General features: G+C 69.5%; 22 protein-coding genes and 1 pseudogene. 12 read left to right on the forward strand and 11 right to left on the reverse strand.

Going from position 1 to position 24,744, the window contains the following annotated elements:
• Positions 1-132: 132 nt before the first annotated feature.
• The 7 genes from OIE74_RS36275 to OIE74_RS36305 form a co-directional block, all read right to left on the reverse strand.
• Positions 133-1,362 (reverse strand): FAD-dependent monooxygenase, encoded by a 1,230-nt coding sequence (locus tag OIE74_RS36275; protein ID WP_329391432.1) that lies wholly within the window; start codon positions 1,360-1,362, stop codon positions 133-135.
• A gap of 46 nt (positions 1,363-1,408) precedes the next feature.
• The gene (locus OIE74_RS36280) at positions 1,409-2,206 is read right to left on the reverse strand and encodes an alpha/beta fold hydrolase (RefSeq protein WP_329391434.1); all 798 of its coding nucleotides are present in this window, start codon (positions 2,204-2,206) and stop codon (positions 1,409-1,411) included.
• A gap of 37 nt (positions 2,207-2,243) precedes the next feature.
• On the reverse strand, positions 2,244-4,073 hold the full coding sequence (locus OIE74_RS36285) for a dipeptide ABC transporter ATP-binding protein (RefSeq protein WP_443076322.1): 1,830 nt from the start codon (positions 4,071-4,073) through the stop codon (positions 2,244-2,246).
• Positions 4,070-4,942: an ABC transporter permease gene (locus tag OIE74_RS36290; protein ID WP_329391438.1), complete on the reverse strand. Its 873-nt coding sequence runs from the start codon at positions 4,940-4,942 to the stop codon at positions 4,070-4,072. Before OIE74_RS36290 ends, OIE74_RS36285 begins: the two co-directional genes overlap by 4 nt.
• Positions 4,939-5,946 carry an ABC transporter permease gene (locus OIE74_RS36295; RefSeq protein WP_329391440.1) on the reverse strand — a complete coding sequence of 336 codons (1,008 nt, stop codon included), beginning with the start codon at positions 5,944-5,946 and terminating at the stop codon, positions 4,939-4,941. The genes OIE74_RS36290 and OIE74_RS36295 overlap by 4 nt, the downstream gene beginning before the upstream one ends.
• On the reverse strand, positions 5,943-7,529 hold the full coding sequence (locus OIE74_RS36300; RefSeq protein WP_329391442.1) for an ABC transporter substrate-binding protein: 1,587 nt from the start codon (positions 7,527-7,529) through the stop codon (positions 5,943-5,945). The genes OIE74_RS36295 and OIE74_RS36300 overlap by 4 nt, the downstream gene beginning before the upstream one ends.
• Before the next feature lie 152 nt (positions 7,530-7,681).
• A complete protein-coding gene (locus OIE74_RS36305; RefSeq protein WP_443076323.1) occupies positions 7,682-9,508 on the reverse strand; it encodes a gamma-glutamyltransferase family protein in 1,827 nt (608 codons plus the stop codon).
• 106 nt (positions 9,509-9,614) lie between these two features.
• Here OIE74_RS36305 and OIE74_RS36310 point away from each other — a divergent pair, with 106 nt between their 5' ends.
• The 4 genes from OIE74_RS36310 (at position 9,615) to OIE74_RS38755 (ending at position 12,721) form a co-directional block, all read left to right on the forward strand.
• Positions 9,615-10,052 carry a hypothetical protein gene (locus OIE74_RS36310; protein ID WP_329391444.1) on the forward strand — a complete coding sequence of 146 codons (438 nt, stop codon included), beginning with the start codon at positions 9,615-9,617 and terminating at the stop codon, positions 10,050-10,052.
• Positions 10,053-10,167: 115 nt separating this feature from the next.
• Positions 10,168-11,556 carry an MFS transporter gene (locus tag OIE74_RS36315; protein ID WP_329391446.1) on the forward strand — a complete coding sequence of 463 codons (1,389 nt, stop codon included), beginning with the start codon at positions 10,168-10,170 and terminating at the stop codon, positions 11,554-11,556.
• A 128-nt stretch (positions 11,557-11,684) separates the two neighbouring features.
• The gene (locus OIE74_RS36320; protein ID WP_329391448.1) at positions 11,685-12,407 is read left to right on the forward strand and encodes a GntR family transcriptional regulator; all 723 of its coding nucleotides are present in this window, start codon (positions 11,685-11,687) and stop codon (positions 12,405-12,407) included.
• Entirely contained in the window at positions 12,377-12,721 is a 345-nt protein-coding gene (locus OIE74_RS38755; RefSeq protein ID WP_443076324.1) for a transposase, read from the forward strand. Before OIE74_RS36320 ends, OIE74_RS38755 begins: the two co-directional genes overlap by 31 nt.
• Positions 12,722-12,936: 215 nt before the next feature.
• Here OIE74_RS38755 and OIE74_RS36325 read toward each other — a convergent pair.
• The 4 genes and pseudogenes from OIE74_RS36325 to OIE74_RS36340 all read right to left on the reverse strand — a co-directional run bounded on the left by OIE74_RS36325 (position 12,937) and on the right by OIE74_RS36340 (position 16,896).
• A pseudogene (locus tag OIE74_RS36325) lies at positions 12,937-13,675 on the reverse strand (IS5 family transposase).
• A gap of 49 nt (positions 13,676-13,724) precedes the next feature.
• Positions 13,725-15,308, reverse strand: a complete 1,584-nt coding sequence (locus OIE74_RS36330; protein ID WP_329391450.1) for an AMP-binding protein — start codon at positions 15,306-15,308, stop codon at positions 13,725-13,727.
• A complete protein-coding gene (locus tag OIE74_RS36335) occupies positions 15,305-16,438 on the reverse strand; it encodes a thiolase C-terminal domain-containing protein (protein WP_329391453.1) in 1,134 nt (377 codons plus the stop codon). Before OIE74_RS36335 ends, OIE74_RS36330 begins: the two co-directional genes overlap by 4 nt.
• An 8-nt stretch (positions 16,439-16,446) precedes the next feature.
• Positions 16,447-16,896 carry a Zn-ribbon domain-containing OB-fold protein gene (locus OIE74_RS36340; RefSeq protein ID WP_329391456.1) on the reverse strand — a complete coding sequence of 150 codons (450 nt, stop codon included), beginning with the start codon at positions 16,894-16,896 and terminating at the stop codon, positions 16,447-16,449.
• Positions 16,897-16,973: 77 nt separating this feature from the next.
• Between OIE74_RS36340 and OIE74_RS36345 the strand changes: the two genes are divergently transcribed.
• The 8 genes from OIE74_RS36345 to OIE74_RS36380 all read left to right on the forward strand — a co-directional run bounded on the left by OIE74_RS36345 (position 16,974) and on the right by OIE74_RS36380 (position 24,696).
• The gene (locus tag OIE74_RS36345) at positions 16,974-18,398 is read left to right on the forward strand and encodes an amidohydrolase family protein (protein ID WP_329391458.1); all 1,425 of its coding nucleotides are present in this window, start codon (positions 16,974-16,976) and stop codon (positions 18,396-18,398) included.
• A gap of 115 nt (positions 18,399-18,513) precedes the next feature.
• On the forward strand, positions 18,514-19,392 hold the full coding sequence (locus tag OIE74_RS36350; protein ID WP_329391461.1) for a fumarylacetoacetate hydrolase family protein: 879 nt from the start codon (positions 18,514-18,516) through the stop codon (positions 19,390-19,392).
• A gap of 25 nt (positions 19,393-19,417) precedes the next feature.
• Positions 19,418-20,377, forward strand: coding sequence for an MBL fold metallo-hydrolase (locus OIE74_RS36355; protein ID WP_329391462.1), 960 nt, complete (start codon positions 19,418-19,420; stop codon positions 20,375-20,377).
• A gap of 271 nt (positions 20,378-20,648) precedes the next feature.
• Positions 20,649-21,413 (forward strand): SDR family NAD(P)-dependent oxidoreductase, encoded by a 765-nt coding sequence (locus OIE74_RS36360; protein WP_329391466.1) that lies wholly within the window; start codon positions 20,649-20,651, stop codon positions 21,411-21,413.
• Positions 21,410-22,183 carry a crotonase/enoyl-CoA hydratase family protein gene (locus tag OIE74_RS36365; protein ID WP_329391468.1) on the forward strand — a complete coding sequence of 258 codons (774 nt, stop codon included), beginning with the start codon at positions 21,410-21,412 and terminating at the stop codon, positions 22,181-22,183. Before OIE74_RS36360 ends, OIE74_RS36365 begins: the two co-directional genes overlap by 4 nt.
• Positions 22,180-23,343: a CaiB/BaiF CoA transferase family protein gene (locus OIE74_RS36370; protein WP_329391470.1), complete on the forward strand. Its 1,164-nt coding sequence runs from the start codon at positions 22,180-22,182 to the stop codon at positions 23,341-23,343. Before OIE74_RS36365 ends, OIE74_RS36370 begins: the two co-directional genes overlap by 4 nt.
• Complete coding sequence (locus OIE74_RS36375) at positions 23,340-24,053, forward strand: CoA transferase subunit A (protein WP_329391472.1); 714 nt, start codon at positions 23,340-23,342, stop codon at positions 24,051-24,053. The genes OIE74_RS36370 and OIE74_RS36375 overlap by 4 nt, the downstream gene beginning before the upstream one ends.
• Positions 24,054-24,057: 4 nt before the next feature.
• Entirely contained in the window at positions 24,058-24,696 is a 639-nt protein-coding gene (locus tag OIE74_RS36380; protein WP_329391474.1) for a 3-oxoacid CoA-transferase subunit B, read from the forward strand.
• Positions 24,697-24,744 lie beyond the last annotated feature (48 nt).

Below are 24,744 nucleotides of genomic sequence, written 5' to 3' on the forward strand. Positions count from 1 at the left end.
GTGGGGGACCAGCCGGGAAAGACCTGGCAGGAACGGTGGCAGACCAGCGGCATCGAGCGCCCGGGCAAGCCCCGAGCAGGGCCGAGGCGCCGCCGGTCGGGAACAGCGCCATGGGCGTCGACGCCGCCGGCCTCAACCGCTGGCGCGGTCGGCGGCGTCCGCGACCTCCGGCAGGGTGATCGCGTTGGAGGCCTCGCGCGTCGCCGCCCCCAGGTCGCCGCCGCCGGGCCTGCGGCTGGACAGCCCCCGCAACACCTCGTTGCGCCGGAGCAGGGCCTCCTCGGTGGCCGGCAGCACCGTCAGCGATCCGCTCAGCGCCAGGTCCTGGGACTTCACCATGAAGGCCCGGCAGGCGCGGTCGTACTCGGCGAAGGCCGCGGTGTGGTCGGCGTTGTTCGCCAGGGCCGTGGCCAGGCAGTACGAGCCGATCAGCGCCATGCTCGTGCCCTGGCCGGACAGGAACGCCGGTGCGAAACACGAGTCGCCGACAAGCGCCACCCGGTCCTTGCTCCACTCGTCCATCCGGATCTGCCCGACGCTGTCGAAGTAGAGGTCGTCGGTGGACCGCATTGCCGTCACGATCTCGGGGATCCGCCAGCCCTCGTTCCGGTAGGCGCGTGCCACGAGGTCGCACTGCCCGTCGAAGTCGGTCTCTCGCAGGGCGTCGGGGTCGTCCTGCCGGAAGGCGAGGAATGCCTGCCCGGGCCCGCCGGGCGTCGTCCGGCCGAACGCCGCTGTCAGTCCGGGGACGTTGTACATCGTGGACCGCTGGGGCTCCGCCCTGAACCCGTCGACGGTGAAGATCGCCACGGTGTAACCGAGGTAGCGGCTGAACCGGCTCTCCTCGCCGAACACCAGCCGGCGGGTGTTCGAGTGGATGCCATCGGCCCCGACGACGATGTCGAAGGTGCGCGGAGCTCCTCGCGTGAACGTCACGTCGACCCCGCTGTCGTGCGTGTCGAGGGTGGCGATCGAGTCGTTGAAGACGTACTCCACGTCGTCGCGGGTGTGGGCGTACAGGACGGTGGTGACCTCGCCCCGGGCGATCTCGAGGTCCTCAGGGTTGACCTGGCTCACGTAGTCCACGGTGTTGATCGACGCGATCTCGCGACCGTCCTTGTCGACGAAGGTGATGGTCTGCGGCGGGGTTCGCACGGCCTTCAGTTCGTCGTAGATCCCCATGCGCTTGACGACGTCGACCGCGGCTCCGCGGATGTCGATGTTGTACCCGCCGCCCCGCACGGCCGCCGAGCGCTCCACCACCGTGACGTCGAAGCCGTAGCGGTGCAGCCAGAACGCCAGCGCCGGGCCGGCGATGCTGGCGCCCGAGATCAGGGCTGTTCGAGGTGCTGCGTGATTCATCGTCTGCTCCGTGAGATGGTCGAGGTGGCGATCGGCGGTCGGGGGGTCATCGGCCGGCGGGCCGTCCGTGCACGAACTCTCGAACGACCCCCGCCACCAACTGCGGGAACTCGGTGGCGATCCCATGGCGTCCGCCGTCGATCAGCTCCAGGCGCGAGCCGGGGATCCGCCGGGCCATCTCCTCGGCCGCCTCGACGCGGATCAGCGGATCGTCGGTGCCATGGATCAGCAGGGTCGGCACGCTGAGGCCGGCCAGCGCATCGAGGACGTCGTGCGTCGAGACAGCCGCCATGCGCCGGGCGTTCTGCTCGGGCGTCCGGGGAGCCAGGACGCTTCGGGCGCGGTCGAGCAGGCCCGGGTCGTCGGCCTGGCCGCGGGGCGTGATGAGCATGTCGACCATGAACCCGCGCCGCTCCTCCGGATCGAGCTGGAGCAGGGTCGCCATCCCCGGCCCGCCGAAGTCGGCGTTCGGCGCGCAGGCGGCCAGCGAGAGGCTGGCGAACCGCTCCGGATGACCCAGTGCCGCGTGCATGGCGACGATGCCGCCGTACGACGTGCCGAAGAGGTGCGCACGCTCGTATCCGAGAGCGCCGACCAGGTCGGCCAGGTCCGTGCCCAGATCGTCGATCGTGTACGGGTCGCCGGGGTTGACCGTGTCGCCGGTGTCACGCTGGTCGTAGGAGATGGCGCGGATGCCGGCTCCCAGGAACGGCCGCAGGGCGGTGAACTGGGTGCGGTCGCTCTCGCCGCCGTGCACCAGTATCAGCGGCTCGCCTGTGCCCGACTCGGTGTACGCGACCTGCATCGCGCCGACGACGACTTGCGGTGGCGTCTGAACTGTCATGGCTGACCTCTCTGTTGTTTTTCTGGTGTGGGTGCCATCAGCGGGTCATCGACTCGACGTGCGGGATCGAGGCGATGAGCCGCTGCGTGTAGGGGTGCTGAGGGTCGTCGAGGACCGTCTCGGTGGCGGCGTGCTCGACGATCGCGCCGTCCTTGAGCACGTAGACGCGGTCGGTGACCTGCCGTACCACCGCGAGGTCATGGGTGATGAACACGTACGCGAGGCCGAGGTCGGCCTGCAATTCCCTCAGCAGGTTGAGGATGTGCGCCTGGACGGATACGTCGAGCGCGGACACCACCTCGTCGCACACCACCACTTGGGGGTCGCGAGCCAGCGCACGGGCGATCGCGACGCGTTGCCGTTCGCCGCCCGAAAGCTGCGCCGGCATGCGGCGGGCATAGCCGGCTGCCAGGCCCACGCGTTCGAGCAGCTCGTCGATACGGCGCGGGACGTCCGCCTTGTCGGTCAGCCGGAGACCGTCGCGCAGGGCCGAGCCGACCGAGCGCTGGGGGTTCAGCGTCGAGTAGGGGTCCTGGAACGCCATCTGGACCGTGGACCGGACCGTGTTCCAGCCGGCCTTGGAGACCCGCGCGGCGGCGAGGTCGACACCGGCCACGCGGATCGCGCCGGACGTGGGCCGGGTGAGCCCCACCATCATGCGCGCCAGCGTGGTCTTCCCGGAGCCGGATTCACCGACCAGCCCGACGCTCTCGCCCCGGAAGACGTCCACGTCCGCGCCCGCTACGGCGACCTTGTCGCCGTAGCTGCGCCGGGCGCCCCGGGTGCTGATGATCGGCGCCGATCCGTCGTCGGCACGCGCAGGCGTGACGACCGCCCGCCGGTCCCGGCGCAGGGCCGCGACCAGGTCCGGTGCGATCTCGCCGGCGCGGGCGCACCGCACGCCATGACCGGAGCCGGCGGCCTCCAGGGGCGGGTGCGCGGCCGCGCACTCCGGCGCGGCCCACTGACATCGCGGGGCGAACCGGCAGCCCGGCGGCCACGAGCCCGGCGCAGGGACGGAGCCCGGGATGTTCGCCAGGCTCGCCAGGCGGCGGTCGATCGGGGGGTCGGCCTGGATCAGGTTGGCGGTGTAGGGATGTCGCGGAGCCGCGACCAGGTCGTCGGGCCGGCCGGTCTCGATGATCTCGCCGGCGTACATGACGTAGACGCGGTCGCAGACCGAGAATGCGACGCGCAGGTCATGGGTGATCAGGATGAGGCCCAGCCCGTGCGTGTCGCGGAGTCTGCTGAGCAGCTCCAGGATCTCCTTCTGCGTGGTGACGTCGAGCGCGGTCGTGGGCTCGTCGGCGATGAGGACCCGAGGGTTCTCGGCGATGGCCGCGGCGATCGCGACGCGCTGGCGCATGCCGCCCGACAGCTCGAACGGATACCGGTCGGCGACGGCCGGGTCGGCGATGCCCACCTCGGCCAGGCGGGCCCGCGCCTGCTCCTTCCTCGCCCGTGACGAGAGGCGCCTCCCGTTCTCGCCGCGCAGCTTGGCCGTGATCTGCTCGCCGCAACGGCTGATGGGGTTCAGCATCGTGAAGGGGTCCTGCATCACGAACGCCAGCTCGCCGCCGCGCATCCGCTGCGCCTCCCGGCGGCTCAGGTCGACCAGGAGCTCGCCGTTGAGCTCGACCGCGCCTTTCGCGTCCAGCCCTCGCGGCAGCAGGTCGAGTATGGCCCGTGCCGTGATGGACTTGCCGCTGCCGGACTCTCCGACGATTGCGATGGACTCGCCGGCACCGACCTGGACGCTCACGTCGTCGGTGATCGACACCGGCCGGCCGGCTCGATGGCCGACGACGCTCAGGCCCGTGGACCGGATGGCCGGGACCGCCGGAGTCGTGCTCCGCACTTTGTTCATCGTGACCGACCCGCCTTCTCGTACTTCGTGTAGAGCCAGTCCCCGATCAGGTTGGCGGAGACCGCGAGGGCGACAAGGGACAGTCCTGGTCCGGCCGCCGCCCAGACGTTCGACGAGAGCGCGGACCGGTTCTCGGCCAGCATCAGACCCCAGTCGGGAGAGCCGGGCGCGACTCCGAGCCCGAGGAACGACAGCGACGACAGCTCGACGATCGCGAAGGTGACCTGGAGGAAGAACGAGGTCACGATGAGCGGGCTGATCGCCGGCACCAGCTGCGTCAGGAGGATCCTGGGGGTCGAGATCCCGGACATCTTGGCGGCCTCGATGTACGGGAGGTTCACCCGTTCGAGGACCGCGGCGCGCAGGAGGCGGATGTTGCTCGGCAGGCCGAACACCGTCAGCACCGCGATCGACAGCGTGAAGCCTCCGCCGACGACACCGACGATGACGATCGCGACGGTCAACGACGGGATCGAGTAGAGGACGTCGTTCACTCGTCCGATCACCGCGTCGACCCGTCCGCCGGCGTATCCGGCCAGCACCGCGAGGACAGTGCTGATCAGCACCGCGCCCGCCGCGATGGCAAGCGGCGCGAGGACCGCGGTCCGGGCGCCCGCGATGATCCTTGAGGCGATGTCGCGGCCGAGCTGGTCGGTGCCGAGGAGGTGGTCGAGGCTCGGTCCCTGGAACGACTTCGCCGGATCGATGAACGCCGGATCGTGCGGCGCCACGAACGGGGCGATCACGCAGATCACCGCGAGGGCCATGAACACGATCGAGATGCCCACCGTGACCGGGAGCTTGAGTCGTCCAGCCGAACGGCGCCACGGGGAGACCCGTCCGCCGGTCAACACATTGGCGTTGGTCATGAGGGAGTCTCCAGACCTTTGCGCAGCCGGGGATCGATGACGAAGCACAGGATGTCGACGACGAGGTTGATGACCACGACCATCACGGCGACCACGAGCGTCACGCCCTGCACGACCGGGATGTCGCGCATCGTGATGCCGGTGATCAGCAGCGTGCCGATGCCCTGCAGGCCGTACACCTGCTCCACGACGACCAGTCCGCCCGTCATGGCGACGAGGACCGCGCCGGCCAGGGTGATCATCTGGACGCCGGAGTTCTTCAGCACGATCGTGCGGATGATGTAGCGCGACGAGAGCCCTCTGGACCGGGCGAACGTCACCTGGTCCTCTTCGAGGACCTGCCCGAACCGGATCCGGGCGAAGCGGGTGGTGGAGGCCATCAGCACGATGGTCGTCGTGAGCACCGGCAGGATCAGGTGCGTGACGGTGTCCAGTCCGCCCTCCCCGGCGCCCAGGGTGGGCAACCAGCCGAGCTCCACCCCGAAGACGTACGACAGCAGGACACCGGTCGCGAAGACGGGTGAGCTCGCGCCGACGACGGTGAACCCGATGACGGCCCGGTCGGCACGGCTGCCCTGGCGGCGCGCCGTGTAGAGACCGAGCATCCCGCCGATGACGGTCGACAGCACCCACGTGGCGAGGAGCAGCGGGATCGTCACCCCCGCCGCCGTCGCGATCGAGGTCGAGACGGGCTCGCGGCGCGTGTACGACGTGCCGAGGTCGCCCTGCAGCAGGGACGTCACGAAGCTGACGTACTGCTGCCACAGAGGGTCGTTGAGGTGGTTTGCGTCGCGGATCGCCTCCAGGAGCTCGGGAGTGGCCTCCCGCCCTCCGATCGCCTGCTCCGGCCCGCCCGGAGCCGCGTGGATGAAGGCGAAGATCAGGATCGTGACGACGAACAGCACGACCATCGCCGCGGCCAGCCGTTGCAGGATCATCCGCGCCAGCGGTGGGATCACCCACCGCTGGGGGGCGACTGCCGGAGTCATGAGGTCCTGGCTCATGACGTGAGGTTCTCGGTCCAGCGGGTCATGTACCAGAAGGTGTCGAAGTCCTCCAGCGCCATGCCGTCCCGGAAGAAGGCGTAGACCTTCGGGGTGAGCAGCGGCACCATCGGCAGGTCGGTGGCGGTGGTGGACAGCGCCTCCATCAGCACCGGGACCCGGGTCGGGTCCTCGATGTCGAGCTTCTGGTAGTCGCTGAGCAGCGCCGTGACCTCGGAGTTGTCGTATCGCGCCGCGTTGCCGAACAGGCCGGGGGTGAGGACGTTCTTCGGGATGTTGAGCGGATCGGGCGTGCCACCGTTCCACGAGTCGACCGACAGTCCGTCCGCGGTGTGCTTGAAGTAGACAGCGTTACCGTGACCCTGCTGGTCGAGCGCCTTGACCTTCACCGTCACGCCGATCTCAGCGAGGTCCTGTCCCATGGTCTGGGCGATGAGCGACTGGCTCGGATCGCCCTGGTCGACCGGGATCTCGACGGCGAAACCGTCCGGCCGGCTCGACTGCGCCAGCTCCGCACGAGCGGCGTCGAGGTCGAACGCCAGACCGGACTCCAGCGCCGCGTAGGCCTGCTTGACCTCGGTGGGATCACCGGCTGCGGCCATGATCGGCTCGGGGACCAGCGTCGAGGCGAGCGCGGCCCGGCCGCCGAAGACGCCGTCGACCAGTGCCGGACGGTTGATCGCGTGCATGATGGCCCGGCGCACGTGGACGTCGTCGAACGGGGGCTTCTCGGTGTCGAAGTTGACCCGGTAGATGGCCAGGTCCGACGCTTCCTGCCCGGTGAACCCGTCGAGGTCCTCGAACGACCCGATCTGGCTCAGCGGCGGGTTCACGACCCCGTCGAACTCCCCGGTCTGGAGCGCGACCACGCGCGCCGCGTCGTCCTTGGCCACCTCCATCGTGATGCTGCTGAAGCGCGGCGGGTCGCCTCGGTAGTCGGCGTTGGCGACGAGGGTGGTCTTGGACTGGGGGGCGAACCGGTCGAACACATACGGGCCGGTGCCGATCTGCGGCACGTCGGGGGTGCCGACGGTGTCTCCGTGCTTCTCGTAATACGCCTTGCTGACGATGCCGACCTTGGCGATCGTGTAGCGGAACTGCGGGTCCGGTGCCGCCAGGGTGATCACGATCTTGTCGGTGCCGCTGATCTCAATGCTGTCGACCTGCGACCACGCGGCCGCGGTGTACGACGTGGAGTCGTCGGCGCTGTGCAGCTCGTACGAGAACTTGACGTCGTCGACGGTGAGCGGGCTGCCGTCGGAGAACGTCACGCCCTTCCGGAGCGTGTACTCGTAGACCGTGCGCGACGGGTTGGTCGCCGAGCTGGCGAGGTTGGGAACCACTGAGCCATCACTCTGGTAGGTCATCAGCGGCTCGTTGACCAGTAGCTGCGCGGCCAGCGTCTGCGAGGCTGTTTGCCGGGTGTCCCACGACGCGGGCGCCGACGGGACGATGATCTTCAGCTCGTCGTCGGCCTCGCCACTCGTCCCCGAGGACGAGCACGCTGCGGCAAGCACAGAGACGAGCGCGACCACGAGGACGACACCTGGTCGCCAGGTGGTCCTGCTCCTTGACGTATTCATCATTCGGTTCCTTCGGGGACTGACCAGCTACGCCGGTTTCGGGCCTGGGTCAAAAGCAATGTGGGGAGTATTGCATCCAATTCCAAGGAACGGAACAGACGAAACAAACTGTTTCCATGGGGTGCCGCGCGGCCCCCGCGCGACCCGTCCGCTCACCGGCCGACGCTGTACCCCTGGGCGCCACGAGGGTTCGCCGCAGCGGTCAGCAGCCCGGTCGACGGCTCCCGGCTGACCGAAGAAAGGCGCCCGAGGGACCACTCGCCGGCGCGCGTCACGACATGCCCGCGACGGACCAGGGCTTCGATCAGGTCGTCGCCCAGCCGGTCCTCGACCACGGCGCCTGCGGGCGTCCAGGTGCGTGGCCAGAAGCTGCTGGGGAAGCTCGTCGTGTGGAAGGCCGGAGCCTCGATCGCCTGCTGTGGACTCAGGCCGCCCACCAGCGTGTTGACCAGGTAGACGGCCTGCCACTGGTCCTGCTGGTCACCGCCCGGCGTGCCCAGGGCGCTCACGACGGCGCCGTCGCGCACCAGCATCGTGGGGGTCAGCGTCGTCCGCGGCCGGTGTCCGGCGCGCAGCGCCGACGGACTGCCCTCGTCCAGCCAGCACATCTGCAGCCGGGTGCCGAGCGCGAAACCCAGGCCGGGGACGGTCGGCGAGGACTGTAGCCAGCCGCCCGACGCGGTCGCGGAGACGGCGTTCCCCCACCGGTCGATGACGTCCAGATGGCAGGTGTCGCCCGGCAGGGAAGCCGAGAGGGAGACAGTCGGCTCACCCACGCCCGCCGGCCCTGCCGCCGTCTCGTCCGTCGTCGTGAACGAGACGAGCGCCGGCTCGCCCCTGCCCGCCGGCCGGCCCGGCCGGATCCGGTCCGACGCCGTCGGCCCGATCAGCGACCGGCGCTCCTTCGCGTACTCGGCCGACAGCAGATCGTCCAGATCGTGCGCCGACAGCCCCTCGCCGTAGTAGGCCTCGCGGTCGGCCATCGCCAGCTTGAGGGCTTCGAGCACGTGGTGGACTCCGGCATCGGTCGTGAGATCCAGCTCGGCGTCATTGAATCCGTCGAGAATGGCCAGCGTCTGGAGCAGCACCGGCCCCTGCGACCACGGACCCGCCTTGAGCACCTGCGTGCCCCGGAACGAACCGACGACCGGGTCCTCGTAAGTGGCCCGGAAGCCGGCCATGTCATCCAGGGTGAGGACTCCACGGTGCACTGTTCCCGACGAGTGCAGGTGCGGCGTCGACCGGACGAAGCCGTCGATCGTCTCGGCCACGAACCCCGATCGCCAGATCGCGCGGGCGGCATCGATACGGGCGGCGCGGCCGGCCCGCTCGCCGGCCCGGCTCGACGACTCTGCCACGAGCCGGGCGAGCGTGGCCGCGTAGTCCGCGTTGCGGACGAGGTCACCGGCCCCCGGAGCGGCCCCGTCCGTCAGCCAGAGCGCGGCCGACGAGGGCCAGCTCTCGCGGAACAGCGGCGCCACGGCCGCGATCGTCTCCGCCGCGCGGCCGATGAGCTGGTGCCCGGAACCGGCGTAGTGAACGGCGTACTCAAGGAGATCGGCGAGCTCCCACGTGCCGTGGTCGCGCAGCATCAGCAGCCACGCGTCGACGGCGCCGGGGACCGCCGCCGCGAGCGCACCCGCCCCCGGCACCCCGTCCAGGCCCTCGGCGGCGAAGTGATCGATCGAGGCTCCCTTCGGCGCCGGTCCCTGACCCACCAGGACCCGCGGCGGCGAGCCGGCGGGAGCGATCAGCGCGACGAGGTCGCCACCCGGCCCGTTGAGGTGGGGCTCGACCACGTGGAGCACGAACGCCGCGGCGAACGCCGCGTCGAAGGCGTTGCCGCCCCGCTCGAGAACCGCCTGCGCGGACGACGAGGCGAGCCAGTGGGTGGAGGCGCACATGCCGAAGGAACCCGTCAGGTCCGGACGGGCTTGGAAGGCCTGGCTGGCGCTACTGGTCACGTCTTGTCCCCTCATCAAGTCTGCATCTATACTGACGCAGATTGGATGCAATAATAGGCGCGTCCGATACTCATCGCGCAACCCCGGCATCGGCCGGCCTCACACCTCCAGAGAGGGACACATGACCGCGACCCCAGACCGGCACTCGGTCTCCGGATTTCCCACCACACCTGGCGACGAGCTGGTCTTCGAGAACGACCGCGTGCGGGTCTGGGCCATGAACCTCGAGGCCGGTGGCATGTTCGACTTCCACGAGCACCAGCACGACCACCTGATCCTGTGGCCGAACGCGGGCCGTGCGGAGGCTCAGGAGCACGGCCAGGACGACTGGCCCATCTCCCAGCACGCGGAGCGGGGGTTCGTGTTCTTCAAGACTGTTGGACGCGGCGGGCCCCTTCCCCCGCACCGCATCCGGAACCTCGAGGACCACCCGGTGACCCACTACATCATCGAGCTGATCGGCGAGGAGTCCCCGTCAGAGGGACGCAAGTCGGAGACCAACGGACGGGGTACGACGACCCGGCCGCACACGGTGGCCGCCTCCGGCACCGACGACTGAGCATGCGGGCCCTCGCCGAGCGCCGTCACGTGCCGACACGGACCGGACCCGCGAGCCGGCGCCCGTGAGGAGAGCACGGAGCACCCGTCATCGCACCACCCTCGCGGTTCTCACGGTGTCCGTCACGAGCTTCGCGCTGCTCCAGTCGCTGGTGACGCCCGTCCTGTCAGAGCTGCGGACCGAGCTTGGCACCGACCAGCGGACCGTCACCTGGGTCATGACCGCCTACCTGCTGTCGGCTTCGATCTGCACTCCCCTCATCGGCCGCATCGGCGACCGGATCGGCAAGCGGCGCATGCTGGTCGGCGCGCTCGCGGGACTCTCCGTCGGGTCGCTCGTGGCGGGCCTGGCCGGCAGCATCGAGGTCATGATCGCCGGCCGGGTGATCCAGGGTGTCGGCGGCGGGGTGCTGCCGCTGGCGTTCGGGATCGTCCGCGACGAGCTGCCGGCGAGACGGGTTCCGGGTGCCATTGGCCTGCTGGCCTCACTCGGCGCCGTCGGTGGCGGCATCGGCATCGTCCTGGCCGGCCCGATCGTGAACGCCCTGGGCCACCGCTGGCTCTTCTGGCTGCCCGCGCTCGTCACGGGCGTCACCGCGGCGCTCGCCCACGTGGTCGTCCCCGACTCACCCGGCCGACGAGCCGGCAGGATCAGCGCGGCGCCCGCTCTCCTGCTGTCGGGCTGGCTGGCCAGCCTGCTGATCGCCGTGAGTCAGGGGAACGCCTGGGGCTGGGCGTCCGCCCCCACTCTGGCGCTGCTGCTCGGCGCCGTCGTGCTCGGTGCGTCATGGATCGCCGTGGAACGGCGTTCGTCGTCGGCGCTCATCGACCCGGCCATGATGCGGCTGCCCGCAGTGTGGACGACCAACGCGGTCAGCCTCCTCGTCGGGTTCGGGATGTACGCGGCGTACGCCTTCCTTCCCCAGTTCGCCCAGACCCCCCAGGCCACCGGATACGGGCTCGGAGCCTCGATCACCGAGTCCGGGATCATGCTGCTGCCGATGGCCGTCACGATGTTCTGCGCCGGGCTGCTCTCCGGCACGCTCGTCAGGTCGGCCGGGCCCAGGACCATCGTGGTGGTGGGCTGCCTCATCTCCGCGGCGGCCACCGCGGCGCTCGCGCTCGCCCACGACGAGAAGTGGATGCACTACGCCGCGAACGCGGTCATGGGGGCGGGCACGGGTCTCGTGCTGGCCTGCCTGTCCAACCTCGTCGTCGCGGCGGTGCCCCGGGAGCAGACCGGCGCGGCCAGCGGCGTCAACGCCAACGTCCGCACGATCGGCGGATCCCTCGGCACCGCCGTGATGGCCGGTATCGTGACCGCCGGCCCGCGCGCGGACGGACTGCCGCGGGAGGCCGGCTACGCGAACGGACTCCTCGTGCTCGCGGTCTCGCTCGTCGCCGCGGCGTTCCTGGCGCTGCTGATCCCGCGCGCGGCCCGAGGCGGGCGTGGTCACGGCCGGCATCACGACAAGGCCGGGCATGCCTTGGAGAGCGCGCCCTGACGGCCACCTCCCGTGACCGGAAGGTCGCATCTCATTTGGCCAGAACCAGATGCAATAGGGGTCACCGTTCGCGGTGCCGTATTGGTATCGTTGTGTGCTGGAAGCCGCCGTCCCTCCGAGGAAACGTCATGACTGTTTTGCCCACGAACCTCGCTGTGAACCAGGGGGCCGAACCGATCAGTGACCACATCGTCGCGGTGCTGCAGCGACGAATCCTCGCCGGCGAGATCCCGATCGGCGCCTGGCTGCGGCACGGCGCCCTGGCCGAGGAGTTCGGCGTCAGCCGTACCCCGGTGCGGGAGGCCCTGAGGATCCTCCACTCACAAGGCGTCGTCACCATCGACCCGCACCGCGGCGCTCGCGTCAACGGGCACTCCGGCAAGGACATCCGCGAGATCGGCGCCGTCCGTGCCGAGCTGGAAGGCTATGCGGCCGAGCTGGCGACCGAACGGATCAACGACGCGCAGCTCAAGCGCATGCTCGACGCCTGGAAGGGCTTCGGCGAAGCCATACAGCAACTGGGCGCGAGCGAAGGAGACCAACGCACCCAAGCGCAGCGCTGGGCCGATTCCAACCACGAGTTCCACTCGGTGATCGTCGAGGCGTCGTGCAACCGGCAGCTCGCCCTCACCATCGCCGAGCTCAGGCGGCGCCTTCCGCACAACCTCTCCTACGGCGCCTACGCCGACAACTCCCGCCTCCTGCGCAGGAACCTCCAGCAGCACGAGGGCGTGGCCGCGGCCATCGTCGACCACAACCCGCGATTGGCCCGCAAGCGGATGACCGCGCATCTGCGGGCCTCCAACGAGGCCACCGCCCGATGGGTCGAGAGCAACAAGACCCGGAACTGAGCGACGGACAGGGTGGGTTCCTGGTGAAGCTTCCCCTTGTACAGACGAAGCGGTACACCGAGGAGTTCAAGCGGGACGCCATCGCGCTCGTCGACTCCACAGGGAAGACGGTCACTGCGGTCGCCCGGGAACTCGGGATCAGCTCTGGTCCTGGCCACCCGCGAGGTGGTCGGCTGTGCCATGGCCGACCGCCACCGCGCCGAACTCGGCGTGCCTCGACAGGAACAAGGGTTACTGCCCGAAGTTTCGGTCCGCTGCCGGCGAGAGGGGGAGCGGTAGTAGTTGTTCTGGATAGTCGACACTGCGGCGAATGACGCGGTCGCCCTGTTCGCCGCACTGGCTCGCAAGGAACTGCGAAAGGAGCGCTCATGAGTCTTGCTGCCCACTACGAGGCATTCCTACAGCAGCGTGGCACCGATCGGGCTTCACCGCCCGGGGCGTGGACGGTGGTTGCGGGGGCCGAGTGGTGTTTCGGGTGTGCGGTCCCAGGGAGTGGCATCGCTCGTGGTGACGCTCTTAAGACGCTGTTTCATTTGGTGAGGCGGCGGTGGCAGATAAGGGTGGCTGCGATACCGACGAAGGCGAGGAAGTGCTCGGCTTTGTATTCGCAGCGCCGGTGGAGGTGTCGGCAGTCGGCCAGCCACGAGACGGTTCGTTCGATGACCCGTCGGTGGCGGCCGTGCCGCTGTGAGCTCTCGACGCCTTTGCGGGCGATGCGGTGGGTGATGCCCCGCTGACGGATCCATCGGCGGAGGTGGTTGTGGTCGTGGCCCTTGTCGGCATGCGGTTTGCCGGGCCGCCGACGGCGGGGTCCACGGCGGGAGCGGATCGGCGGGATCCCGCGCACGGGCGGCTCCGGGCCCTGGCTGTCGTGCATGTTGGCGCCTCAGATGCCCAGCGACAGCGGCAGTCCGTTCCGGTCGGTGATCAGGTGGATCTTCGATCCCAGCTTGCCACGGTCGGCAGCGCGACCAGTCCAGTTCGCCCCGGGCGCCGAGTTCGTCAAGGACAACACGGTGCGGCCGCGCCCACACCCGCGCTTGCGACCACTGCGCGAAGCGATGGCAGACCGTGGGCCAGGCCAGCCCGGACACCGGCGGCAACTGCCGCCAGGTGCAGCCCGACCTGGCCACGAACAGGATCGCCGCCAGCACTTCACGATCACCCGCCCGAGCCCGGCCACTACCCTGCGGACGTATCACCTCTGTCGGCGGCACCGCCCGACGGAACAACACCCACAACTCATCCCGCACCAACCGCTCAACCAAGTCTGTCATGCACGGCTCAACAAACGATCAAGCCATAAGAAACGACGTCTTAGGAGCCCGGGCGCCGCTGTGCGACCAGCGCGGCGATCTGTGGGCGGTTGATCTTCCCGGTGCTGCTGCGGCCGACGGAGTCGACGAAGTGGAACTCGCGCGGTGTCTTGAACCGCGCCAGACGGTCGGCCAGGTGACTGCGCAGGCGGGTGGCGGCCGGCTCGCCGCCCTCCTCGCCGCCCTTCAGCTGCACGACGGCGACGACGCGCTGCCCCCATTCGTCATCCTGTACGCCGATAACCACGGCATCGGCGACCGACGGCTCCGTCACGAGGGCGGCTTCCACCTCGGCCGGGTAGATGTTGACGCCCCCCGAGAGGATCAGATCGGAGCGTCGGTCGCCGACGTAGAGATAGCCGTCCTCGTCGAGGTGGCCGATGTCGCCCGCGGTCCGGAACGGGTCGTGGGCATCCGATGCCCCGGCGGGGATCAAGTCTCCGGCCGCACCGCTGTAGGTGAAATCGAAGCCACCGCTGACGTAGATGGTGCCGGGCTCGCCTGCGGGGAGCGGCCGTCCGTCGCTCCCGCGGATCTGGAGCTGGATGCCGGGTGCCGCGCGGCCTGCGGAGCCTGGCTTCTTCAACGCCTCCTCGGAAGTGATGATCGTGGCGATGCCGAACTCCGTGCACCCGTAGTACTCGGTGAGCACCGGACCCCACCACTGGATCATCTGCTGCTTCAGCTCCGGCGGGCACGGTGCTCCAGCGTGGGTGACCAGCTGGAGCGAGCGGCCTGAGAAGGAGTCGCGGATCGACTCGTCGAGGTCGAGAAGCCGATGAAACATGACCGGGACCATGAACGTGGTCGTGACCCCGAATCGGTCGATGAGCGAGAGCGTCTCAGCCGCGTCGAACCGTGTGGTGATGACGAGCTCCTGCCCCAGGTGCAGGGCGCAGAGCGCGTTCAGATTCGGTGCCGGGTGGTAGAGCGGGGCGACCACCAGGTGCACCTGGGGGAGCACGGTGTCGGTGTCGTACTGCGCGAACCGCTGCCGAGCTCGGGCATCGGCAGCCTCGTCGGGGGTCGTCTTCGGCAGCGCCCGACGGACACCCTTGGGGCGCCCGCTCGTCCCGGAACTGTAGTACTGCACCGAGCCTGCGCTCCGCTGTATCGGCGCGGAGGCAGGATGCCGTGCGAGCAGGTTCTCGGCCGAGAGTCCGTCCGACGCGCCTCCGACCACGACGACGCGGTCGGGGGCGAGGCCGCCACCCAGGCGAGCCCCTTCGACGGCAAGCGACTCGAGGGCAGACTCGGTCACCACGGCGCGAGCCCCGGAATCCCCGATCAGGTAGGCGGCCTCGGAGGCGGTCAGGTGCCAGTTGACTGGCACGAGGTACAGGCCGATCTGCTCCGCCGCGAGCTGTGCGGCGATGAAGGTCGCACCGTTCTTCAGGACGAGGGCCACGGTCTCGCCGCGCTGCAGATCCAGGTCGTCCCGCAGCAGACGGGACCAACGGTGGGCGTCATCGAGCAGGTCGCCCCGCGTGACGGTCTCGGACCCAAGCCGCAACGCGACGGAGTCGCGGTCGCCGGCCGCGATCTCGAAGAAGCCCCGAGCAGGCGCGTCCGCCGGTGCTGTCATGCCGACACCTCCTGGTTCGAGAGCACCAACGTCGCTGCCTCCGAGAAGAAGTGTCCAACACCCTGGACCACACTGACCTCCACGTCGGGTACCTGGGCGAACGCCTCGCCCCGGAGCTGGCGGACGGCCTCCTGGATCGCGAACATCCCGTACATGCCGGTGTGGGTGTAGCGAAGGCCGCCGCCGTTGGTGTTCATCGGCAGGTGCCCGCCCGGGGCGGTGTTACCGTCGGCGACGAACGCGCCGGCCTCCCCACGCCCGACGAAACCGAGTGCCTCGAGGCCGTACAGCGGCACGTGTGCGAACGCGTCGTAGACCATCAGGTGATCCACGTCGTTGTGGCTGATGCGCGCCTCGGTGAAGGCAGCCGTGGCCGACCGCTCGAACGTCTCGGCGCGCGTGAGGTCAGGCATCTGCGACACCAAAGGGCTGTCGGCCGCCTCGCCCGACCCCCACAGATAGACGGGGGTGCGGCGCAGTTCGCGGGCGCGCTCTGCCGACGTGACGACCAGCCCACCGCCTCCGTCGCTCACCATGCAGCACATGAGCTTGGTGAACGGCCAGGCGATCGGCGTCGATGCCAAGACCTCGTCGACGCTCGCGAGAGAGGGGCGGGCCGCTCGGGGATTTCCGTGCGACCACTCGCTCTGCCGAGCCGGCACGGAGGCCAGCTGCTCGAGCGTCGTCCCCGTCTCGTGGGCGTAGCGGAGGTAAGGGAGCGTGAACATCGTGGGAGGGCCGTAGACGCCGAACGGTAGCTCGAACTGACCGAGCATCCCGTCGGCCGGCATCGGACGCGGATGGCGCCCGACCACCGACCGACGAGATTCGCCGTGCAGCACGAGGACGACTTCGGCCTGTCCAGCAGCGATCGCGGCAGCAGCGTGACGCACGTGCACCAGAAACGACGTCCCGCCCACACTCGTGCCGTCGAACCACGTCGGACGGACTCCCAACGCGTGAGCGATCTCGACCGGGTTGTGCACGGCGCTCGTGATGCCGTCGACATCGTCGAGGCTCAGGCCGGCGTCGGCGAGAGCGAGCAGCGCGGCATCGACGTGGAGGTCCAACTCGGACATGGCGGGCAGTCGTCCGAGGCTCGTTTCGGCGGCGCCGGCGATGGCGGCCACGGGGCGACTCACGCGGCGTGCCCCTCTCGGGGGGCGAACACCGGGACCACCTGGCCGCGCCGGTCCTCGAAGGCGACCTGCAGCGGCATGTCGATGACCAGCTGGTCGGGCACAGCGTCGCTCCCGATGATGTTCGTCATCATGGTCGGCCCTTCCTCCAGTTGGACGATCGCGATGACGTGCGGACCGACTGCTTCGAATCCGGGGGCGGGGAGGTGGTTGATGACATAGCTCAGCAACGTCGCGCGTCCGCTCACGTCAACCCACGACACCTCGCGGGAGCCGCAGGACGGGCACGCGATGCGGGGGTAGAAGAAGTGCGTTTCACACGACCCGCACTGCTGGACCGCCAGGCGGCCCTCGGTCGCGGCGTCCCAGAAGGGGCGGGTGGTCGGTGTCGGCAGCGCCTGCGCGGCGCCCTCGCCAGGGGTGACCCCGGACACAAACATTGGTACCATGACCGGTACTATACAGGTCGTTATAATACCGTCCAGTGGTTGGTCGGCACTCGGCCGACCGAGCGGAAGGAAGATTTGTGGGCACTCGAACGATCTACACGGGCGCGTTGGTCTTGGTGGGCGACCCCCGCGACGGCAGCTTCCAGCGAGTCGACGTCGAGGTCGTCGACGGCCGGATCAGCCAGCTTGCCGAGAACCTCGGGTCCACGCCCGAAAGTGCCGATGTCGTCGATGCGTCCTGGGCTTGGATCATCCCGGGGTTCGTGGACGCGCACCACCACATGTGGCAGGCGACGATGCGCGGCCTCACGGTGGACTTCACGCTGTCGGACTACGTGTGGACGATCCGGCGCAACCACTCCGGCGTGCACCGCGCGGTCGACATATACAACGGGACGCTCGGTGCGGCCGTGGGGCTGCTCGACTCCGGCACGACCTGCTCGGTCGACTACTCCCACAGCATCTTGACCCCTGAGCACGCCGACGCGGGCGTGGCGGCCATCAACGAGTCGGGAATCCGTGGCGTGTGGTGCTACGGGCTCTATGACCCCCACACGGCGAATCCGTACTTCACGTCTGTCGAGTCCCGTCTCGAGGACGCGCGACGCGTGCGTTCATCGTTGTTCGAGACCAGCGGCGGGCGGGTGCGCTTCGGGATCGCCCCGACCGAGCTGAGCCTGAACGGCATCGAGCAGGCCGCCCAGGAAATGGTGCTCGGGCGCGAGCTGGATTGCCTGATCCACACTCACACCAACGCCCGGTGGAAGCCCGGATACCGGTCGGAGATCAAGCAGCTGGCCGAGGCTGGGCTGCTCTGGTCGCACCAGCTCCACTCGCACTGCAACACCTCCGACGCCGAGGACTTCGCGATCCTGGCCGATCATGGGGCCAAGGTCTCCTCCACCCCCGAGACCGAGCTCAATATGGGGATGGGGTTCCCGATCGCCGCCGTCGCCGACCGCGTAGGTGTCGTGGCGGGGCTGGGTGCGGACATCCAGTCGAACAACTCTCCCGACATGTTCACGACTATGCGCCTGATGCTGGCGGGGGAGCGTGCCCGGGCCAATCAGCGCGCGCTGGAGGAGAAAGGCATTTACGACATGGGCGGCCTCGAGTTGCGTGCTGCCGACGTGCTGTACTTCGCGACGCTCGGCGGAGCCATCGGTCTGGGCCTGGAGGACGAGTGCGGTTCGATCGACGTCGGCAAGGCCGCCGATCTCCTCTTCATCCGCAACACATCCCTGAACCTGACACCAGCCGTCGACCCGATGGGTGCGATCGTCATGAGCGCTCGAACCTCCGACGTCGACACCGTTCTCGTCGGCGGTGAGGTCGTGAAGCGGGACGGCGCGATGCGTGCTGACCTCGTCGAGAAGGCGATCCGAGGCCTGCGGGAGTCGGGCATCCACATCGTGAACGAGTCGCAGGCGTACGGAGGCATGATGCCTCCGCAGCCCGAGTGGTGGGGCGCCGCGACCGCAGCGACGGGCTCGCGGTCATGACCCGTCGGCGGCCTCCTTTCGCGCGCTGGGACAGCGAACCCCGGGAGACGACATGCGGTGGGTGACATGCCGGCGCGGGCACGGTCCGCAGGTCGGTCTGGTCGTCGACGACGCGGTGCATGTCCTGGACGACGACCGCACGCTGATCGACGTGATCTCCGCAGGCCAGGTCGAGATGGAGCGCATCGCCGAGACGGTGCGGCGAGCGCCCGCGACCGTCGTCCCACTCGAGTCGACGGTGCTGCACTCCCCGATCCCGCAGCCGCCCTCCGTGCGCGACACGGTCGGCTTCCTCGACCATGTCCGCGGGTGCCGAAGGGCCTACGGCCGTGACCCGGAACTCGGCGAGGTCTGGAGCCGCGTTCCCGCCTTCTACTTCGCCAATCCGGCCACCCTCTTCGGCGCTCGCGACGACGTCGCGATCGCGCCGGGCTCACGCTGGTTCGACTTCGAGCTCGAAGTCGCAGCAGTCATCGGCACGCCCGGCTCGGACCTGGATGCTGTCGCCGCCCAGGACGCGATCGCGGGCTACATGCTCTTCTGCGACTGGACCGCCCGGGATCTGCAGCAGACCGACATGGCGCTCGGCATCGGTCAGGGCAAAGGCAAGGACTCCGGCATGACGTTCGGTCCGTGGCTCGTGACGGCCGACGAAGTCGCGAACCGGCTCGTCGACGGTCGCCTCGACCTCGAGGTGGCGGTCGAGGTCAACGGCGTCGAGATCGCCCGCGGGACGACCGGTGCGATGGACTGGACCTTCGGAGAGATCGTGTCGTTCGTGTCGCGCGGCACCCGTTTGATCCCCGGCGACGTCATCGGGTCCGGCACGATCCCCGGCGGTTGCCTGCTGGAGCACCTCGTCGGTGACCCGGAGACCTACGAGGGATGGCTGAAGCCAGGCGACACCGTCTCACTCAGCGGTCGCGCCCTCGGACGCACGCATCAGCGCATCGTCGACGGCGCCCGCCCTCACCCGCTCTCGAGGGGCTACTGATCCCGACCGACACGAGGAACCTGTCATGACGAACACCTACACGCGCGGCCTGCACGAGATCGCCGCCGGAATCCGGGCCTGGCTGCTGCCCGACGGCGGGTGGGGCATGAGCAACGCGGGGCTGGTGCAGGGCGAGGGGCAGAGCTTCCTCATCGACACCCTCTTCGACCTCCCCCTCACGACCGAGATGCTGGACGCCATGGCGGACCTGACTGCCGCCACGCCGATCCAGGGCGTCCTGAACACCCACGCCAACGGCGACCACTGCTTCGGCAACCAACTCCTCGACGACACGGTCACGGTGTACGCGACGAGCGAGACCGACCACGAGATCCAGCACGGCACGACCCCCGAACGGCTCCACATGCTGGCGACATCGGACTTCGGACCGGTCCTGTCGCCCTTCCTGCGGAGCTGTTTCGGAGCGTTCGACTTCACCGGCATCACTCTGCGAAACGCCGACACGGTCTTCGACGACTCCCTGACAGTGACAGTCGGCGGTCGCGATGTCGACCTGTTGCGGCTGGGCCCGGCGCACACTGCCGGTGACGCCATCGCCCACGTGCCAGATGCCGGGGTGATCTTTGCCGGCGACCTCCTCTTCATCGGTGGGACGCCCATCATGTGGGCCGGCTCGCTCACGAACTGGCTGCGTGCCTGCGACCGGATGGCCGCGCTCGATCCGACGGTCGTGGTGCCCGGTCACGGACCGCTCACCGACGTCGACGGGATCGCGGAGATGCGGGGCTACCTGGCCCACGTCAAGGACCGCATCGCCGACGGGGTGGAGGCGGGCCGACCGTGGCGCGAGACCGCTGACCGGATGGATCTGGACCGCTACGCCTCCTGGCCGCAGGCCGAACGCATCGTCGTCACGACTTACCAGGCCTACCGGCAGGCTGCGGTGGACACCCCGCAGGAGGACGGCATCGACCTCTTCGGCGAGATGGCCGCCTGGCAGCAGCGCCGTGCAAGGAAACGCTGACGCCCCGGCGCCGCGGCCGACGACGGATGCCGCGGGTGACCTCCTCCCCCCCCCGGTCGATCGGGCGTCGCCGGGAGCCGGCGGTGGTGAGCGCATTCACTTGCGCGGTACCAGAGAAGCATCTATAGTACCAGAACTGTTACCAGCACCACGCGCTGGTCCGCGGTGTGCGCGGTGGAACGGCGGTGGCGCTCTCGGCGCCGCTCGGATCGCTGACGACCCCCGCAAGGATCTGCGTCGGCGTGCTCTTCATCGTCGGAAGGACGTGTCAATGACAGACACCCCATCGGTGTACGTGGTGACCGGAGGTGCCGGCGGACTCGGCGGCGCCACGGCGAAGCTCTTGGCGGAGCGCGACGTGTCCGTCGTGGTGACCGACCTGGTCGACGCCGACGAGAGCGAGCTGCGCGCACAGCTCGGTGAGCGCGTGACGTTCGTCCGCGGCGACGTCTGCTCGGAGAGCGACCTCGGCCAGGTGCTCGACCACGCCTCCGAACGCGGCACGATCCGCGGGCTGGTCCACTGTCCGGGGAAGGGTTTCCCCCGCAGGATCGTGGACCGTGCCGGGACGCCATTCCCGCTGGACCAGTTCGAGACCGCCCTGAGGCTGAATCTGGTGGGCACCTTCAACGCCCTGCGGCTGACGGCCGCACGCATGGCCACGAACGACCCCGACGAAGGCGAACGCGGGTCGATCGTCATGACCGCGTCGGTCGCCGCCTGGGACGGGCAAGTCGGACAGATCGCCTACGCCGCCGCGAAGTCCGGCGTCGTCGGCATGACCCTGTGCGCCGCTCGTGACCTCGCCGACCTCGGCATCCGCGTCAACACCATCGCTCCTGGCATCTTCGATACCCCGCTGCTGGCCCGGTTCTCCCAGGACATCCGCGACGGCCTCGCGGAATCGGTCACCTTCCCGAAGCGCCTCGGTGACCCGGAGGAGTACGCCTCGCTCGCCGACCAGCTACTCCGCAACCGCTACCTGAACGGCGAGGTCATCCGCCTCGACGGCGCCATCCGGATGGCGGCCCGATGAGCGCCGCCGGCGCCCCGGTCTTGTTCGAGGAGACCGACGGTGTCGCGACGATCACCCTCAACCGTCCCGCGGTGCGCAACGCCGTCGACGCCTCGATGGCGGGAGCTCTCGCCGAGATCGTCGACCACCTGGACGAGCGCAGCGACCTCCGCGCAGCCATCCTCACCGGTACCGGCGGCAGCTTCTGCTCGGGCATGGACCTGAAGGCCTTTGTCCGTGGCGAGAAGTCCTCGATCCCGGGCCGCGGGTTCGCCGGATTCACCGCCCGCCCTCCTGCCATCCCCGTGATAGCCGCCGTCGAAGGTGCCGCCGTCGCCGGCGGCTGCGAGCTCGTGCTCGCCTGCGACCTGGTTGTCGCGGCCGAGTCCGCACGCTTCGGGGTGCCAGAGGTCAAGCGCGGACTGGTCGCCGTGGGCGGCGCGCTCCTCAAGCTGCCGTCGCGGATCCCGTACCAGGTCGCAATGGAGTGGATCCTGACCGGCGACATGGTCGGCGCTCGTCGCGCCCACGAGGTGGGGCTGGTCAACGCGGTGGCGCCGGACGGTGAGGCACTGGCGGTCGCCCGGCGCTTGGCAGACCGCGTCGCCGCCAACGGCCCGCTGGCGCTTCGTGCCAGCAAGCAGATCGTCGCGGCGTCGTCCTCGTGGAGCCACGAAGAGGCGTACGAGCGTCAGCTCGAGATAGCGCGCCCGGTGACGGAGTCGGCGGACGCCCAGGAGGGCGCCCGTGCCTTTGCCGAGAAGCGAAGCCCCGTGTGGAGCGGTCGATGAGCGCGGGGCCGCTGGACGGCGTGCGTGTCGTCGAGCTCGGCGGGATCGGACCGGCGCCGTTCGCGTGCATGATGCTCGCCGACCTCGGTGCCGACGTCATCAGGATCGACCGGCCGGGAGCCGAGCTCCACCCGGTGATGCACCGCAATCGCCGCTCGATCGCGCTCGATCTCAAGTCTCCGGAGGGCCGCGCGATCGCGATGCGGCTGGTCGCGACCAGCGACGTCGCCGTCGAGGGCTTCCGCCCAGGGGTGGCCGAACGCTTGGGCCTTGGGCCTGACGACGTCTCGCGCGAGGCGCCGCACGTCGTGTATGGCCGGATGACCGGTTGGGGGCAGGACGGTCCCTGGGCACAGCTTCCCGGGCACGACATCAACTACATCGCCCTGACCGGCGCTCTCCATGCGATCGGTCCCGCCGACGGGGACCCAGTGGTGCCACTCAACCTTGTTGGCGACTTCGGCGGTGGCGGCATGCTGTTGGCCTACGGCGTCCTCGCGGCCGTCGTCAGCGCTCGCACCACAGGGCGAGGGCAGGTCGTCGACGCCGCGATGATCGACGGCTCGGCGGCCCTCATGGCGATGCTCCACGGGTACCTCGCCGAGGGGCGATGGGTCGACGAGCGTGGGGTGAACCACCTCGACGGTGGGGCTCCCTACTACCGGACGTACGCGTGCGGCGATGGTCGGCACGTGGCGGTCGGCTGCATCGAGCCGCAGTTCTACGCGAGCCTGCTCGAAGGGCTTGACCTGGGCGACGACCCGGACTTCGCGGCCCAGGACGATCGCTCGCGATGGCCGTCCATGGTGAACCGCCTGCAGGCGATCTTCGGTTCGAGGCCGCGTGATGAGTGGGCCGAAGTGTTCGCCACGAGCTCGGCCTGCGTCACCCCGGTCCTGTCGATCGGTGAAGCGCCACTGCACCCGCACCACGTCGAACGGCAGACCTATACCTCGCTCGGCGGCGGTCACATGGCGCGACCCGTGCCTCGCTTCGCAGGAACACCTGCCGCCGAGCCGCGCCCGGCACCCGTCGTCGGTAGCGACGGCCTGGCGCTGCTGGGGGAGCTCGGCCTCCAGGCAGCCGAGGTCCGGAGTCATCTTGAGGCGGGGGTGGTCGTGCTGCCGCCGAGCGCCACCGACGAGGGGGGACCGAGGTGACGACGGCGCGCGAGCTCGTGGCTCGTCACGTGTTCGACGGCATGACGATCGCCGTCGGGGGTTTCGGCCTCTGTGGCAACCCGTTCGACCTGATCGAGGCGGTCCGTGACTCGGGCGTGACCGACCTGACGATCGTCTCCAACAACATGGGTACCGACGGCAAGGGTCTCGGCGTGCTCCTGGAGGGTCGGCAGGTCCGCAAGGTCGTGGCGTCCTACGTCGGTGAGAACCGCCAGTTCGCCCAGCAGTACCTCGACGGGCAGCTTGAGATCGAGTTCACCCCGCAGGGCACCCTGGCCGAACGGCTCCGCGCGGGCGGGGCGGGGATTCCCGCTTTCTACACCCCGACCGGAGCCCACACGATCGTCGCCGAGGGCAAGCCGACCACGCGGATGGGCGGCCGTACCGTGATCCTGGAGCACGCGATCGTCGCGGACCTCGCGCTCGTGCGCGCCCACCACGCGGACGCGGCGGGCAACTTGACGTATCGGATGACAGCGCGGAACTTCAATCCCGTCGTCGCCACCGCGGGGCGGGTCACGCTCGCGGAGGTCGACCGGGTGGTGGAGGAGTACCTCGACCCCGACCTCGTGCAGACGCCGGGGATCTACGTCGACGAGGTGGTCGTCGCGTCGGCGCGAGCGCCGGAGATCGAGCAACGGACGACGCGGCCGCGGCAGTCCGAAGGAGGCGCCCATGTGGAGGCGTGAGCAGATGGCCGCCGTCGCGGCGCGCGAGCTGGTCGACGGCGCGTATGTCAATCTCGGGATCGGCATTCCGACGTTGGTGGCGAATCACGTGCCGGCGGGCATCCGGGTGACCCTGCAAAGCGAGAACGGCATGCTGGGCATGGGGGAGTTCCCGGCCGAGGGCGGCGAGGACGCCGACCTCATCAACGCTGGTAAGCAGACGGTCACGATCGAGCCGGGTGGCAGCTTCTTCGGGTCCGACCAGTCCTTCGCGATGATTCGCGGCGGCCACATCGACCTGGCGATCCTCGGGGCCATGCAGGTGTCGGGGTCGGGCGACCTCGCCAACTGGACGATCCCCGGTGTGCTCGTCAAGGGCATGGGCGGCGCGATGGACCTCGTGGCGGGGGCCCGGCGGGTCGTCGTCCTGACCGACCACACGACGAAGGACGGCCGGCCGAAGATCGTCGAGACCTGCGACCTGCCCCTGACCGGCCGCAGTGTCGTGGACCGGGTCGTCACCGACCTGGCCATCTTCGACGTGACGCAGGCAGGTCTGGCGCTGGTCGAGCTCGCCCCCGAGGTGACGCTGGAGGAGGTCCGCGACCGCACGGGCTGCCGGTTCGACGATCTCCGGGAGGGTGCGGCGCACGGCATCGACTGACGGTGCGGCCGCCCGACCACAACTCCAGGCCCAGGAAGCGGTATCGTT

The organism is Streptomyces sp. NBC_01716, from assembly GCF_036248275.1.
Classification (GTDB): Bacteria; Actinomycetota; Actinomycetes; order Streptomycetales; family Streptomycetaceae; genus Streptomyces.